This window comes from Azospirillum sp. OGB3, assembly GCF_014192915.1.
In the GTDB taxonomy this organism is placed as follows: domain Bacteria; phylum Pseudomonadota; class Alphaproteobacteria; order Azospirillales; family Azospirillaceae; genus Azospirillum.
Genome location: NZ_JACHYN010000026.1, coordinates 12,182 through 25,471 on the forward strand (window position 1 = coordinate 12,182; position 13,290 = coordinate 25,471).

At 62.6% G+C, this 13,290-nt stretch carries 14 protein-coding genes; all 14 read right to left on the reverse strand.

Going from position 1 to position 13,290, the window contains the following annotated elements:
* Window positions 1-9 precede the first annotated feature (9 nt).
* Complete coding sequence (locus FHW79_RS29575) at window positions 10-1,377, reverse strand: toprim domain-containing protein (RefSeq protein WP_183182249.1); 1,368 nt, start codon at window positions 1,375-1,377, stop codon at window positions 10-12.
* A 78-nt stretch (window positions 1,378-1,455) separates the two neighbouring features.
* Complete coding sequence (locus FHW79_RS29580; protein ID WP_183182250.1) at window positions 1,456-1,758, reverse strand: hypothetical protein; 303 nt, start codon at window positions 1,756-1,758, stop codon at window positions 1,456-1,458.
* A 371-nt stretch (window positions 1,759-2,129) separates the two neighbouring features.
* On the reverse strand, window positions 2,130-2,525 hold the full coding sequence (locus FHW79_RS29585; protein ID WP_183182251.1) for a hypothetical protein: 396 nt from the start codon (window positions 2,523-2,525) through the stop codon (window positions 2,130-2,132).
* Between the two features lie 107 nt (window positions 2,526-2,632).
* Complete coding sequence (locus tag FHW79_RS33425) at window positions 2,633-2,761, reverse strand: hypothetical protein (RefSeq protein WP_282184047.1); 129 nt, start codon at window positions 2,759-2,761, stop codon at window positions 2,633-2,635.
* 357 nt (window positions 2,762-3,118) lie between these two features.
* Window positions 3,119-3,613 (reverse strand): hypothetical protein, encoded by a 495-nt coding sequence (locus tag FHW79_RS29590; protein WP_149651003.1) that lies wholly within the window; start codon window positions 3,611-3,613, stop codon window positions 3,119-3,121.
* Between the two features lie 125 nt (window positions 3,614-3,738).
* The gene (locus tag FHW79_RS29595) at window positions 3,739-4,047 is read right to left on the reverse strand and encodes a hypothetical protein (RefSeq protein WP_183182252.1); all 309 of its coding nucleotides are present in this window, start codon (window positions 4,045-4,047) and stop codon (window positions 3,739-3,741) included.
* A 98-nt stretch (window positions 4,048-4,145) separates the two neighbouring features.
* On the reverse strand, window positions 4,146-4,841 hold the full coding sequence (locus FHW79_RS29600) for a hypothetical protein (protein ID WP_183182253.1): 696 nt from the start codon (window positions 4,839-4,841) through the stop codon (window positions 4,146-4,148).
* 97 nt (window positions 4,842-4,938) lie between these two features.
* Window positions 4,939-7,218 carry a VWA domain-containing protein gene (locus FHW79_RS29605; protein ID WP_183182254.1) on the reverse strand — a complete coding sequence of 760 codons (2,280 nt, stop codon included), beginning with the start codon at window positions 7,216-7,218 and terminating at the stop codon, window positions 4,939-4,941.
* Between the two features lie 75 nt (window positions 7,219-7,293).
* Window positions 7,294-8,715, reverse strand: a complete 1,422-nt coding sequence (locus FHW79_RS29610) for a DUF3150 domain-containing protein (protein ID WP_183182255.1) — start codon at window positions 8,713-8,715, stop codon at window positions 7,294-7,296.
* Window positions 8,716-8,831: 116 nt separating this feature from the next.
* Window positions 8,832-9,629: a hypothetical protein gene (locus tag FHW79_RS29615; protein ID WP_183182256.1), complete on the reverse strand. Its 798-nt coding sequence runs from the start codon at window positions 9,627-9,629 to the stop codon at window positions 8,832-8,834.
* On the reverse strand, window positions 9,629-10,579 hold the full coding sequence (locus tag FHW79_RS29620; protein WP_183182257.1) for a CbbQ/NirQ/NorQ C-terminal domain-containing protein: 951 nt from the start codon (window positions 10,577-10,579) through the stop codon (window positions 9,629-9,631). The genes FHW79_RS29615 and FHW79_RS29620 overlap by 1 nt, the downstream gene beginning before the upstream one ends.
* Before the next feature lie 89 nt (window positions 10,580-10,668).
* Complete coding sequence (locus tag FHW79_RS29625) at window positions 10,669-11,673, reverse strand: lambda-exonuclease family protein (protein ID WP_183182258.1); 1,005 nt, start codon at window positions 11,671-11,673, stop codon at window positions 10,669-10,671.
* A 79-nt stretch (window positions 11,674-11,752) separates the two neighbouring features.
* Complete coding sequence (locus FHW79_RS29630) at window positions 11,753-11,971, reverse strand: hypothetical protein (protein WP_183182259.1); 219 nt, start codon at window positions 11,969-11,971, stop codon at window positions 11,753-11,755.
* Window positions 11,972-12,115: 144 nt separating this feature from the next.
* Window positions 12,116-13,246: a phage recombination protein Bet gene (gene bet / locus FHW79_RS29635; RefSeq protein WP_183182260.1), complete on the reverse strand. Its 1,131-nt coding sequence runs from the start codon at window positions 13,244-13,246 to the stop codon at window positions 12,116-12,118.
* Between the last annotated feature and the right edge of the window lie 44 nt (window positions 13,247-13,290).

The window sequence follows — 13,290 nt, forward strand, 5'->3', positions numbered from 1 at the left end:
GCAGCTCCATCAAAATTTGACAAAGCTGCGAAGCCGATCCAGGAAGCTGGGCCGCGAGGCCGGCGCTCGCATGGACCGTTCCGCAACGAGGCCGCGAACGCCCTCGTTCTCCACCGTCGGACACGGAGTTTGCACGCAAGCCGGTTCGAGGTTCTCCTCTCCCTGCCCTGCGTACCGCAGCCCCACGTCGCCGACGGCCATCGGCATGACCGCCTGCTGTTCCTTGTGTTCCTTGCGGAACCGAGGGAAACCAGCTTGACCGTGCATGACCCAGACATCATGCCAATCCACCCCTTTCTCATCGTCGGGGATGGACAGCGATGGCATGAAGACGAGGGCCTTCCGGCCCATGTCCCATGCATTCGCCTTCAGCCGCTGCGCGGCCTCACGCCCGCGGCCGCTACGATCCAGGTCGCCCCAGATCACAACCTGCTCGACCCCTTCGGGCGGGATGAACCGCTCCATCAGGTCAGCGCAGACGCACGGCCACACCGTCATACCCGTTGCCAGATGCACCGCCAGAGCCGTTTCAAAGCCCTCGGCAACACCCAGCACTCCGTTCTGCGGCTCACCCATGCGGATGAAGGCTCCACCGTCCACCATCATGCCGCCAAAGCGCGGATGCTCGACCGGCATGACCAGAGAACGGTCGTTGGGCAGCGGAAACACTTTCTTCGGCTCATCCACTGGAGCTTTCTCGCCATTCTCGGTGAGATACGTCCGGTGAATGGTGGCGGGCCGCCCAAGGGCGTCCGACACACCCATCAGCAAGGCCGGGAACTGGCCAACCACCACGCCGTCGTCGTCGATGTAGTCGAGCGACGGGTGGAAGCGGAAGTTCTGCAGTTCGGCGATGGGCTCGATGGAAAGCTTGCGTCGCATCAGGTAGCGCATCAGGGGCGCCGCCAGCGGATCGGTCACCGGAACGGCCTCCGCCCACGCCCGCCGGAGCAGGTTGCGGATGAAGGTGTCGTTCGGTGGTTTGGCCTCGACCTTTGGCCGGACGCGCGGGGGCGGTGCGTCCTTGCGGACCCGACCGCTTTCGACGTCGATGCCGACGATCCTGGCAACCTCTTCCAAAGCCTCCGGGAACGTCCAGCCTTCGACCTCCATGAGCAGCCGAAAGCCATCCGCGAACTTGCCGCAGGTGTTGCACACACCACCGCCCGAGGTGTCGGCGTCCCTGAAAAACCGAAAACCGTCACCTCTACCGTTCTTTTGACTGGTGCCATGGATTGGGCAGGTGGACCGCCCCTTTCCCGGCGCTTTCTGAAAAATTCGACCGTCCAGCCGGTTTCCGATCAGTCGCGCGTGAATGTCCATCCAGCCGTGCTTTTGCGCAGCCTTCCTGACGTCATCAGCTTTCAGCGTGCTCATGATTGTTCCTCTACGACATTCGGCAAGGACGCGCCTCTCCCCTGGATGGGGCGCAGGGCGTCCCCACCGGGGTTTCATTCAGTTGTGGGAGGCGATCAGGCCGAGCCTGGTCGCTTGTTGACGGAACATTGACCGGAGTTCATCCGGGTCGGCGCCCAGAGCCGTCGCGCAGATGCGAAAGCCGAAAGGCTGCTCGTCGTCGCTGTCGATCCACTTCCAGGCTTCAGCCCGAGTGCGATCGCAACTGCGACCATCGACGGCCGACATCATCGTTTCCACCAGGATCGTCTCGCAGAGCGCCAGCAGATCCTGATCGGTCCAGGTGGTGTCGAGCAGCAGGGCGGGCGACGCCGGAGGCGGCACACGCTCGTTGGTCAGCATGGTGTCTCTCCTTGCGGTGAGCCGGAGAGACCTGCGCCCCGCCGGGGGTCAGTCTCCCCGGTTGGGTCGGATTGGGTCAGTCACGCCTAGTGAAGAGGATAGGCCGTGCTGCTTGTGAAAGCGGCCCAGGCAGCCGGCCACCCCTTCAGGGTACCGGGCGCCTGCAGCTCGGTTTCATCCACGAAGCGGATGAAGGCGGTGCGGATTGTGTTGATCTGTTCATGCCGTGACTGGCCGGACAGATGAGCAAGTGTTCCGCTCGCCAGGCCGCGGACTTGCGTCGTGACAGGTTCCATACGTGTCCTCATCAGACGGAAGGGACTTCTCTCCCGGGAGGGAGTTGAACTCCCCTCGGGGCGGCGGAATGGTTGTCAGGCGGCGGCGGCGGTGATCGTCGACCGAAGCCGGGCGTCCGAGACGGCCAGGATCGTCTTGATGTCTCCTTCGCGGAGCGTGGCGAGCGCACTCGCCGGATCCTTGATGGAGGTTTCGTGCAGGGTGCTGAGAATGTTCAGCAGGCTCATAGCCGTCTGAATCGCGCCATCGTGGCCCATAACGCGGACACACAGATGGAAGCACTCAACGTTGCGCAGAGCAGCTCCCGGGTAGTCGCTCACATCAAAGTGAGTGACGGCACGGCTGGACACCGCGTTTCCTTTTTCGAAACGCCGGATCAAGGAAAGGCGCAGGGCCTCGCTGGTCAGCACTTCCGTAAGGGATAAAGGATTTTCCTGATCATCCACGATTACATAAGACCACTTTTTCATGGGACTCTCCAAAACTGGTTTCGATGAGAAAGCCAGGGGGAGAAAAGCCCATGTCCGGAGAACTCTCCCCGGGAGGGTGGTCGTGGTGACTACTGGCCCCTGGCAGCTTACGGCTTGGAAGGCATGTTGGGCATGCCTTTGACGGTGGGCGGCACGGCTGGCGTCATGAAGACGATGGCCGGAGTGCAGCCCGCAAGCGTCGCCGCGAGGGCGACCAGTAGGATCACATTGCGCATGAAGACCTCTCTGCCGAAGGCGGAGGAAAGCAGCCGACCCCTGCGGGAGGCAGCGCTCCCTGTGGGGATTGTGCCGAAGCCATAAGGCCCGGCGCGAATGCCAACCGTTAAGCGGCGGCTTGAGTGCTGCTTGTTTATCGAGCCCAACTAGCTCGCCAGACCATGCTGGAACTCACGCAACCGCATCAAGCAGGCAGCGATAAGTGAACTCATAATAGCCAGGACCAAGGCAGAGCGATAGAGGCAAAAAACACGGGAGATCGTCATCTTTCGACGCAGTGGCGCGTGGCGCACGCCCATATCGCCGGAAGCTGAAATGAAAAAGGGGGAATGCCACATAGCATTCCCCCTTCACGTTCACGCAAGGATCGGCATGACCATGCAGGACTGATCCCGCTGGAAAAGCAGATCCTCGACCGCCGCCATCGACAATGCGGCGCGTGCAGTCGCATCACACCACCCCTGGATCGCTGCGCGAACGTCAACGTCCCCTTGGTGGCCCCTTACGAATGCGGTCCGGAGCTTGATGCCGCTCTTGCGGACCAGATCCATGACCTCACCGTGTATCTCCTGATCGGCGGCGCGGTCCTCGCGGAGCCGCTGCGAACCACCGAGCACGCCGAGAGCGTGCTGGTTGTCCGACTGAACCGTTACGATATCCCCGTGACCGAGCCTCAGGTCATGAACAGCAGCGATAACGCCATTGCTCAGTGCCGTTAGCTCAGCCTCGCAGGAATCGCCGGCGGGTCCATGACCGCTGTAGCGGAAGACCCTCCGTCCCGACCGTATCCACACCGCCCAGCCTGCCCGCAGCCGCTTCCCATCGAAGCTTGCGTCGGCAATGACGGTCACTCGTTTCGTTCGTCTCTCCATAATGCACCTGTTTGCGTAGGGAGACGCCCTCCCCCGGCGGGGAGAGGATTCCCCGCTCGGGATTGGGTTGATCGAGGGGCCGGCGCCGAAGCGCCGGCCCTGTTTCAATGAGCGATGAGCCCATTGTTGGCGCCCCAGCGAAGCGCGAACTCCGATGGAGCAACCCCTTGGTCAAGGGCGTCGGACAAGGCGTCCGGATCGACTTGGGCGTCGAACGTGTCGATCAGCCAGCGCTCCAGCATCGCCACATCCACGGCTTCCACGTACTCCTGGAAACCCATTTTCAAGACGTCAGTCTCGCGCAGCGTCCATACCTCGTCCACCGGGCCGGTCAGGTCCACCGGAGCCAAGTGAGGAAGAGCAGGCGTCGCGAGTTGTTCATCCGGAATCACGGCCTGGGTCGTGATCTTCATAGCTTCCATCCTCCTGGGATCGAAGAGGGAAGCCGCCCCTGTGGGGATGGCTCCCCTCAGGGTCAGGTTGTCAGGCCTTGCTCGGGTCTACCCCGTGCTCAGGCCCGCTTGACGTTGCTCTGGCCAGCCTCGAGTTCGACGAGGAAGGCGGTGAGAGCACGCTGCGCGTGGTGTTCGGCCAACGTGCTGGCACGGTCCCGCTTGGTGATATCGCCGCCGGGGTCGTGGACGTGCTTGGCAGCCAGGATAACCCCCTTCACGACCAACATCGTCTTCACGTCCTCCAACGCGGCGGCCTCATCCTTGCGGTTGTCGCGCAGGGTCTTGTGTCCAGCCAGGACATCGACCGCGTGCTCGCTTGCGGACTGCGCCACGATCATGTCACCGCGCGTCAGTCCAAACTCCTCCACCGCGAGATGGATGCCCCTGGACAGGGCTTCGACCGAGGCGTGGTCACGCGTGTGGATGTGCTTGTCCCAGACGCCCCGCTTTTGGACTTTCTTGGAACCATCCCGCGCGTAGACCGACCAGGCACCGAGCTTGTGGGCAGCGTCGAATGCCGCTTCCGCAAACACAGTGACCAGCCGGCCCCGTTTGCTCCGCCGATCCAAAGTTGGTTCGATCGGCGGCCGCAGGACCACACCCTTGTTCCGCCGCCGGAACAGCCGGCGGAGGACCTCCTCCATAGCTGTCGTCGGGTCTTTGTGGTCGCGAAACTCCTTGAAGAAGAGTCGCAAGACAACGATCCCGGCAAAGGCCACAGCGGAGAGCAGCATCTTCTCGATGATCTCCATGATGCACCTCTCGTTCTTGGGGAAAGAGAAGGGGGAGATCGCCCCCCGAGGGGGAGCGGTGCTCCCCCTCGGGGTTGCTGAGAATAAGGCAGGGCTGCTAGGCAGCCGCTGCCGTGAGGGCCTTGCGCGTGATCTCGAACAACGCGCTTCGCAGCTCGGCGATGTCTTGGATCACCACCGCGGTCGGGAAAAGTTGACGAACGCGGTCGATCTGGATGCCGATGCCGATCACCTCGATGTTCGAGGCCTGACAACGCCGAACCATGTCGATGACCTGATCCGGGTTGTTCGGCTCGCCGTCAGTGACGATGAGGAGGAGCTTGCGCTCTTCCTTGGTCGTGTTGACCAGCTGCGCGGCGGCGTACCACATGGCTTCACCCAGAGGAGTGCCGCCAGCCGGTGCCACCGCGAAGTTGCCGATCACCTGACGCACCTTCTGTCCATGCTTCAGAAGAGGCAGGACGCCGATAGCGCGCTGGTAATCTTGCTCATAGTCTGTCCGGGACGCCGGAAAGGCCGTGATCGCGGGATTGACCCCCGGGATGGCTTCGAGAGCCGTTGTGAGGGCAACCGCACTGTCGATCGCCACGTCCAGCCTGTTTCGGCTGGCCCCTCCAGCGACGTGTGCGGTGCGAGCCGCCATCGAGCCGGAGCGGTCCACGAGAATGTGGATCGCGGAGTTGGGGGCACGGGTGTCCGTGCGCTGCGTGAAGACCCGAGTGTCCCCCGTTATGATCCGGGAGATCTTCCGCCCGTTCACCGCACGGCCACGCCGCCGAGTGACCTCGTCCTCCCGTTGACTGGCTTGCACCAGCCCCAGCAGTTGCGCACGCACCCGACCGCTCGTGCTGCGGACGCGGGAAACGATTCCCTGCCCGATGAGCGGATTAGCCTCCATCGCCTGCGGCTGAGCCATAGCCGGAACGCGACTCTGGACAGGCGCTTTGGCAGCGCTGTTGGACAGATCCGCGGCCGCCTTCTGGAAGAGGTCTGTGGACTTCACATCGTTGGCCGAAGCCGACAGGGCCTTCGCTATTGCGTCGGCACCGTTGGGATCGTAATCGCCGCCCACGTCGGAGCCAGAGTTTCCTGCGTCACCGGCATCGCTGCCGGGCGATTTGGAACCCTGATTGCCGTCCTGCTCGTCGCCTTTGTCGGAGCCCTGCCCGTCGGCACCGTCGTCGCTGTCCTCTCCGTCACCGGATTGGCCGTCGTCATCGGCATCGTCGTCAGCGTCCGAACCCGACCGTGAGCCATCATCACCGTCGTCGTCACTCTCTCCGTCGCCGGATTGGTTGGCCGCGTCGGTGTCGTCGGCATCGTCGCCCTCTCCGGAATCCTGATCACTGTCATCGCCTTCCTCTCCGTCGCCGGAGTGGTCGTCGTCAGTGCCTGAACCCGATCCGGACTGCCCGCTGTCGTCCTGATCCTCACCACCGTCGCCACCGGTGCCGCCGGCACTGCTGCCGTCATCGTCGGAGGCGTCATCATCCTTGGACGTGTTGTCCGAGGACTTCTTTGTACTGCCCGAGCCGTCGTCGGCATCGTTGCCGTCGTCGTCGCCTTGGCTGTCCTGCTCATTGCCAGACCCAGATCCACCCTGCTGCTGCGGGGCACCCTGATCCTGCTGGTCGTTCTCATCCTGCTCGTTCCCCTGCGGCGGCTGCGGGGGCTGCTGGCGGGCTTTCTCTTCCTCCTGCTTGAGCATAGTGAGGACGAGATCAACGAGTTCGAGGGCGTCCGCCGTACTTTCCAGGTTCTTCACCTCCGAAAGCAAGGCGTGGAGCCTGACCATCGCACCGGCCGGGAATGTCTGTGCTGCTACAGCCTCGCTCTGGTCCGCGAAGGGCTCCAGAGCCTTCTGGCCCAGGATGTCGCTTCGCAGTCGGAAAAGGCAGTAGCGGGACAAAATTTCGGCCGGATGCTCCTGGTTGTTGGCTGCCCTTATCTCGCCACGGCGGATCAGGTAGTCGAACACCTTGGCGATGGTTTTGCGAGTGCCTGGATAGTCCACGGCGAGCGCGGCTTCGATCCGGACATCTTCGATAATGTTCAGCATCTCCCGGCGGAGCGGCTGGTTGTAGGCACGATCGACCACATTCCAGTCCGTGAACTGGATGTGCCCGCCGGCCTCGTGAGCGATGACGCCATAGGCGAGATCGCACAGGTCCGGCTCGTCGGGGTCGAACGCCGGCACATAAATCCGGTGGCCGTCGGTCTTCATCTCGTTGCCGGAGACGATGACCTGAACCCCAAACTTCTTTCCCAGCGCCGCCGCCACGATGGGCAGCGAGTTGTAGAGCGTGCGAGCCTTGCGGGAGAGCCTGGCCGGTTTGGCAGCCTGGTTCGTCCCTTGATTGGTCTGTTGGACCGTCATTGTTTTGCCTTTCGCCTTGGGGGGCGAAGGGAGCCCCCCTTGGCGGGGGAGAAATACTCCCCCGCCTTGGGTTCTTTAGAAGAAGTAGGATTCGACAGCCTCGACCGGCGCGGCCTGCGGCGGGATCATGTCGGGGAGGTCCCCGCTATCATCCTCCTCGTCCGCCTCGAAGGTGTCGTCGGCATCGTCCACCGTGGCCTCGCCCGACGCCTCATCGGCGTCGGGCTGAGCTTCGGTGTCGGCCGGCTGCTCGGGAGCAGCAACGGTGTCATCCTTGTCCGACGCCTCTGCGGCTTCAGGCTGAACCGGTTCCGGTTTGGCGACCGGTCCATTCTCATCCGCCACCGTCTCCGCTTCGACCGTAGCGGCCGGAACGGCTTTATCGACGGGATCGGACTGGACTGTCTCCTCGGTCTCGACCGGCGCGGCAGCTTCGGAGCTTGGCTCCTCGGCAGCAGCATCGGCGTCGTCCGGGGAAGCGGCATCACTGCCCTCACCAAACAAGCCATCGAAGATGGAGAAATCCGTCGGCCCTTCGGCCTTCGTCTCCTCCACTGGCGCGGCTGTGACTTGGACGACAGCCTCCGGCTCGTCCTCATCCTCCTCGTCCGGGAAATCATCATCGGGATCGCCGATGTCCCCGTCCTCCATTGAGGCAAAGAGATCGCCGATGCCACGCGTGGCCGGGCGGCTTGCCGCGTAGGAGCGGATCTTGTCGGGGTCCGACAGGATCAGGATCTTCGCAACAACCTCGTGATAGACGCCATCCTCAATGTGGCCTTTCTCCGGGAAGCTGGCGATCAACTCGTCGATGCCAGCCACCATTGGAGCCACGGCGCCATCAAGAAAGGACAGCCCGTCGAGCTTGTCGCGCATCCGCTTGAGCGGACCTGCGATACGCCGGGACAGGCTTTTTTCCGTCCGGGAAGCCACCGACTTCTCATAGAGTTCATTGGCCTCCTGGGCGACCTCAGCCAGCAGCTGATTGCCCATGCGCGCCACCTCGCGGTTCAGCGAGCCGCTCTTGTCGGCCGGCGAGATCCGGAAGGTGCTGTAATCGGCCCAAAGCCGGTGACCGACCGCCGAGGCGGGCTCAATGGCCCGACGCAGCGCGTCCTCGAAATTGGGATGCTTGGCGACCCACTCTTCCACCTCCTTGTCGTATTCGGCCAGGAAGGTGTTCTTCTCCTCGAGAAATTCCTGAATGATCTTATCCAGAGCCTGGGTGACCGCTTCAGTTTTCTCACGGGGGATCGCGTAGCCGCTGAGGAAGCGGATGCCGGCGCTCTCCAAGAGGCGCTCCATCTGCTTCTTCAGCTTGTGGAAGACGTTGAGCCGTTCAGGGTTCATGACTTTCTTGGAACCCAGGCTCGCAACGTCTTCGGAGGGCAGTTCACCACCCACGCCGAGGTTCAAATCTTCAGCCCGAAGCTTCTTGCGCCCGGTCCAGATCGTCACGCCCAGCGAGAGGATGTCAACTTTATCAAGGGTCTTCATGATGCAGCCTCGAAAAAAAACGAGGCGCAAACCCACTCCTCCCCTAGTGGGGCGAAGTGAACCGCGCCCCATTGGGGAAAGGATGATTTGGGTGGTAGAACGGGTGGGGAGCCCGCTCAGAACCAATAGTCGGCTTGGCCGGTGTCGATTTGCGAAAGCCTGATCCGTTTCGGGATCAGCCCCGCCTCTTCTGCGGCCGGAGTGATGAGATCGACCGAGGATTCGAAGGTGGCGAGCAGAGCCGCCTCCTTGCGCAGGTCCTTGCCGATGTCTCCACCGTCCGCCTTGACCACGTTGACAGTCACATCCGAAGACGTGAGCAGCCGCATGGTCAGGAGGAAAAGAAGTGCGGCGACCCCGTTAGCCCGCCGCAGCGAACCAGCGTGTCGCACCTTCCCGACGCCAGTGTGGCCGTCGAATGCCGGCGTCCAACCCTCGATCACTGGAACCCCGGTCGGAAGCCCCTCACGGGTGCTCCACCGGCATTCGTAGTGGTCGGAGAGCCGCTCAACGGCCTCCTCCATCACTTCGAAAAGCCGCTGCCAGGAGACCGCGGTGATTTCGAAGAAGATGTCGGCGTCCTTCATGGGGGTCGGCCCAGACGTCGCCTCTTCGGCTACAGGAATCTCCGCAGCCGGGCTGCTGTGCAGATCGGTGGCCTTGCCGTCGGTTCCGAAGGTGCAGGTTCCCAGGACTTCATAGCCCTGTTCTGACTGCTCCCACAGACGCCGCCGCCCCTCCGCCGCCGCGCCACTGGATTTCCAGGACGACTTAGCGATGGCCTTTTTCTGCATGGCCTGTCCGGTCGTGCCAAAGCGCACGAACAGTTCTCCGCCGATTACGGCAATCGCCCAATCCTTGGAGGTGCCGTCGGAGCGGTTGAACCGCGCCAACAGCCAACGTTCGCTCGCCATCAGTTGGCTTCCCAGAGATCACCAAAGACATCAGCCGCGATCCGGTGGATCGCCTGCTGTTGCTCGGGTTCTGCCCGGTTGCTGAAGGCACGCTCCAAAGCGAAGCCGACCGCATTGGGTGCCCCTTTGAAGGCCACCGTCAACCGCGCCCACCGCACGAGAGAGCGGGTGGACATGGTGAGCGACAATTCGGAGCCACCGTCATCGCCGCCCAGGAAAAGGCGACGGATTTCGTTGGCGACCTTGATCATGTTCTCCCGGATTGCCTGCGGCACCTTCGGCGCCACGCGCCCCAGGATCGATTCCTCAATGTCCGGCTCGAGATAATCCACGCTGATGAAGCGGAAGCGGTCCAGAAAGGCCGGATCGAGGACTTGGATGCTGGTGGCATACAGACCCGTGGCATCGCCCGACCCCATGCTGTTCGCCGTGACGAAAAGCCGGAACTTCGGGTGCGCGTGGATCACCTCGTTGGTCTCGGGGATCACCAGAGGTGACCCTTCCAAGATATCGTTCAGTCCCACCAACTCGCCGGCGTCGCCACGGTCCGCCTCGTTGATGACGAGAGCGTAGCCGTGGGTCATGCAGACGGGCAGCGGCCCGTGAACGAACTTCGTCTGCCCACCGACGATAGCTTGGTGCCCAACCAGGTCGGCGAACTCGCGGCGCTTGTGCCAGGAGAAGCACATCGTCGGCCAATTCAGCCGCGCGAGCGTCTGGGTGACGATGGACGTCTTGCCTGCCCCGTACGGGCCGCCGATCCACATGGCATCCCCCATGGGATCAGAGGTAAAGGCAAGAATGTCTCGCAGCTTGATGCGGTCGAACACATAAAGGTCGTCCCGCTTCGGGATGAGAGGGTTCGTGTCGTCGGCAAAGCCCTCGACGGTAAACTGCTCGGGGGCTTTCGGCTGATCGAACGTGTTACGAACGCTGAAGTTCTTAAACATGATGCACCCTTTCTTGGGGAAGTCGGGGCGCACCATGCCCCTGAGGGGAGCATGTCTGCGCCCCAAGTGGGGATGAGCTTGACTGGGAATTACGCGGCGGCGGCCACCGCGGACACAGTTTTGACCTCTGCCGGCTTCGCCTTCTTGACCGTTACCTTGACGCTCTCCGAAGAGGTGCCACGGAACTTGTCCACATCGGCGTCGCTGACCTTGACCTTGTGATGCTCGAGAAGCGCCGGGTAGTTGACGCGGCCCTTCGAGACGAAGCGCGTGATCTGAATGCCGAGGGCGTCAGCTTGGGCGAACTGCCCCATCTGCTTGAGCATCCGCTTTTTGGCGTTGTCTTGCGTCTGGGTCAGCGCAGCCATCTGCGCCTTGAGGGATTCGATCTTCGCTTCGGCATCGCGGTACTCGGTCGCGGCAGCCTCCCACTCCTGCATGTCCTCGTCGGACACTGGAGAGTAGACGTCGCGGGCCGGGTCCTTTCTCGGCTCCTTGCCGGTCTTTACCGAGTCCATGAAGGCATCGGCCTTCTGGAGCATCTCGGCGATGAACGCTTCGTCCCGGTCGATGCGAAATTCGACGGCTTCGTCAACGACGAGGCTGCCGTTTTCCTTCTCGACCACCCGGCCAAACACCAGATAGCCGTGATCCTTGCCGGACACGAAGATCTGGGCCTGCACCTGGCAGGAATAGAGACGGTAGGCTGTCGCGTCCTCGCGCAGAGCAACCACCTCATCGAAAACCGCGTCGCTCGGGGCCTTGAGCTCGACGGGGACACCGTCGTCGGTCAGGCCGTCGAAGCTGGCGCGGATGTATGGATGGTCGGCTTCGCCGCAGGCCGGGAAAAGCAATGTGTCATGCTTGACCTCGAACCACGCACGAAGCGCGGGCTCGCAACGCTTGCCATGAGCGACGAACATGTTGCCGCTCAAATCCTCCGGAGGAACCTTGCCGGCCTTCTCCGCATACAGTCGCCATGGCGATTTGTAGGGGCTGATGCCGAGGACGACGGCAATGTCGGAAGCCGACACGCCTTGGTCACGCCATGCCAGCCATTTGGCTGAGCCCTGGCGAAGGTTGACGATCTTCATGATGCACCTCTGCAAGGGCGGAGGCGCACGCTCCCCTGAATGGGGCGTCGTGCGCCCCAGCGGGGATGTCGTCGTGATGCTACGCGATGCCGCCGGCGCCGTTGTCACGGAGACGGAAGGACGGGTAGTAGCGAGCGTAATGCGCGTCCGGCAGTTGCCGGATCGCGGTTACGCCAGCCGATCGCAGCGCAGCCGCGCTCATCTCGGTGATGTCGTCAAAGGTGAAGATCCGCGTGGTGGCCTCGCGGCCTGCAGCTCTTCCCTTCAATGCAACCGAGTTAGAACTGTCCATACTCATGAATGCCTCCTTTACGCAGCAGCCTTACGGTGCCGCTTCGTACGACGGGACGCATGTTCGCCTCCTCGGGGAAACCCCGCCAAGGCGTCATGGCCCCAGCTGGGGCACATGAGCACCCCGGTCGGGATTGGACATGGAAAACGCCTACACAGCTTCCTGCATGGCGGCGGCGGTGGCAGCGGCCTCCGCCTCGGCCAGTTCGAGGGCGGTCTGCGCGTACTCGAATTCGAGCCCGTTGAGCTTACCGTCCTTGTGGAGCTTGGACAGATATTCCTTCGCTCCCCTCCAGGCGCCGGCAACACCGGCACGCTGGATCAACTCCATCGTGTTGGACCGCACCGTAGCGGGGACGGCCTCGGACCGCTCGGCCTGCCGCAAAGCGTACTTGGCATAGACCAAGTCATTGCCCTGCAGCTTCTCTGTGGCATACCCGATCGCGGTTTCCCAAGCACCGTTGGGAAGCGCCCGGCGGACCAGCTTTCCAACCAGTTCCTTCACATCGGCGCCGACCTGAGACAGATCGGGCTTCTCATCGGTAACCGGCTTGCCGTCGAGAACCTCGCCCGTTTCCGGGTCGATGTCCGTGACGGACGCTGACTGCGAGGCTTCCTGCTTGCGGCGACGCGAGATGTCAGCCTCATCGGCTTCGATCACCTTGCCATCCATTTCCTCCGCACTGTAGCCGCCACATTCCTCGGGGAATGCGGCGCGCAGAGCGTCGGCCTTCGCGCACTTTGCGAGTTGCCCCTTCGGTCGTTTCACCCACATTTCCGTGGGAAGAACACTTCGAGAGCCTTTCCTCGAGTAGGTCTCCATCCAGTAGATCCTCGCGGTGAATGGGCACCGGACACCGCCGACAAGGCGATACACGGTGACCTCGCACCATTCAGGGAACTTGAGGGTGACCGTCTCGGTCTTGTCCTTCACCAGACCGGTGAACGTCTCCGTCATCTCTGTCCCGTAGATCGGGGCGTCGATGCCGGCAAACTCACCCGTCCGGGCGGCCGTGGTCTGCAGCTCGTTGATGCCAGGCCACACTGTCTCCACGTACCGGTTCAATGCGGAACTCCACATCGGCACGATCGACACTGGGCGTTTCATGATGTCGAGCTTACGGGCTTGGCAGTAGGCCACCGCGAGCAAAATGCCTTCGGCGGACTTGGCCGACGGGAAGGTGGATTCCACCAGCACCCGCCAGGTCGCCTCATTGACCCCGTAATTCTTTGCTTCCGCCGGATACGCGATCCGAGGCTGTAGCGAAATAACTTCGCCCATCTGATATCCCTCTCAAAAGCATGAGAGGGCGCTACTTCCCCCTG

Bases quoted from the DNA above. Each gene is read 5' to 3' on its own strand.
- FHW79_RS29575 (WP_183182249.1), bottom strand. From the start codon at position 1,377: ATGAGCACGCTGAAAGCTGATGACGTCAGGAAGGCTGCGCAAAAGCAC.
- FHW79_RS29580 (WP_183182250.1), bottom strand. From the start codon at position 1,758: ATGCTGACCAACGAGCGTGTGCCGCCTCCGGCGTCGCCCGCCCTGCTG.
- FHW79_RS29585 (WP_183182251.1), bottom strand. From the start codon at position 2,525: ATGAAAAAGTGGTCTTATGTAATCGTGGATGATCAGGAAAATCCTTTA.
- FHW79_RS33425 (WP_282184047.1), bottom strand. From the start codon at position 2,761: ATGCGCAATGTGATCCTACTGGTCGCCCTCGCGGCGACGCTTGCGGGC.
- FHW79_RS29595 (WP_183182252.1), bottom strand. From the start codon at position 4,047: ATGAAGATCACGACCCAGGCCGTGATTCCGGATGAACAACTCGCGACG.
- FHW79_RS29600 (WP_183182253.1), bottom strand. From the start codon at position 4,841: ATGGAGATCATCGAGAAGATGCTGCTCTCCGCTGTGGCCTTTGCCGGG.
- FHW79_RS29605 (WP_183182254.1), bottom strand. From the start codon at position 7,218: ATGACGGTCCAACAGACCAATCAAGGGACGAACCAGGCTGCCAAACCG.
- FHW79_RS29610 (WP_183182255.1), bottom strand. From the start codon at position 8,715: ATGAAGACCCTTGATAAAGTTGACATCCTCTCGCTGGGCGTGACGATC.
- FHW79_RS29615 (WP_183182256.1), bottom strand. From the start codon at position 9,629: ATGGCGAGCGAACGTTGGCTGTTGGCGCGGTTCAACCGCTCCGACGGC.
- FHW79_RS29620 (WP_183182257.1), bottom strand. From the start codon at position 10,579: ATGTTTAAGAACTTCAGCGTTCGTAACACGTTCGATCAGCCGAAAGCC.
- FHW79_RS29625 (WP_183182258.1), bottom strand. From the start codon at position 11,673: ATGAAGATCGTCAACCTTCGCCAGGGCTCAGCCAAATGGCTGGCATGG.
- FHW79_RS29630 (WP_183182259.1), bottom strand. From the start codon at position 11,971: ATGAGTATGGACAGTTCTAACTCGGTTGCATTGAAGGGAAGAGCTGCA.
- bet (WP_183182260.1), bottom strand. From the start codon at position 13,246: ATGGGCGAAGTTATTTCGCTACAGCCTCGGATCGCGTATCCGGCGGAA.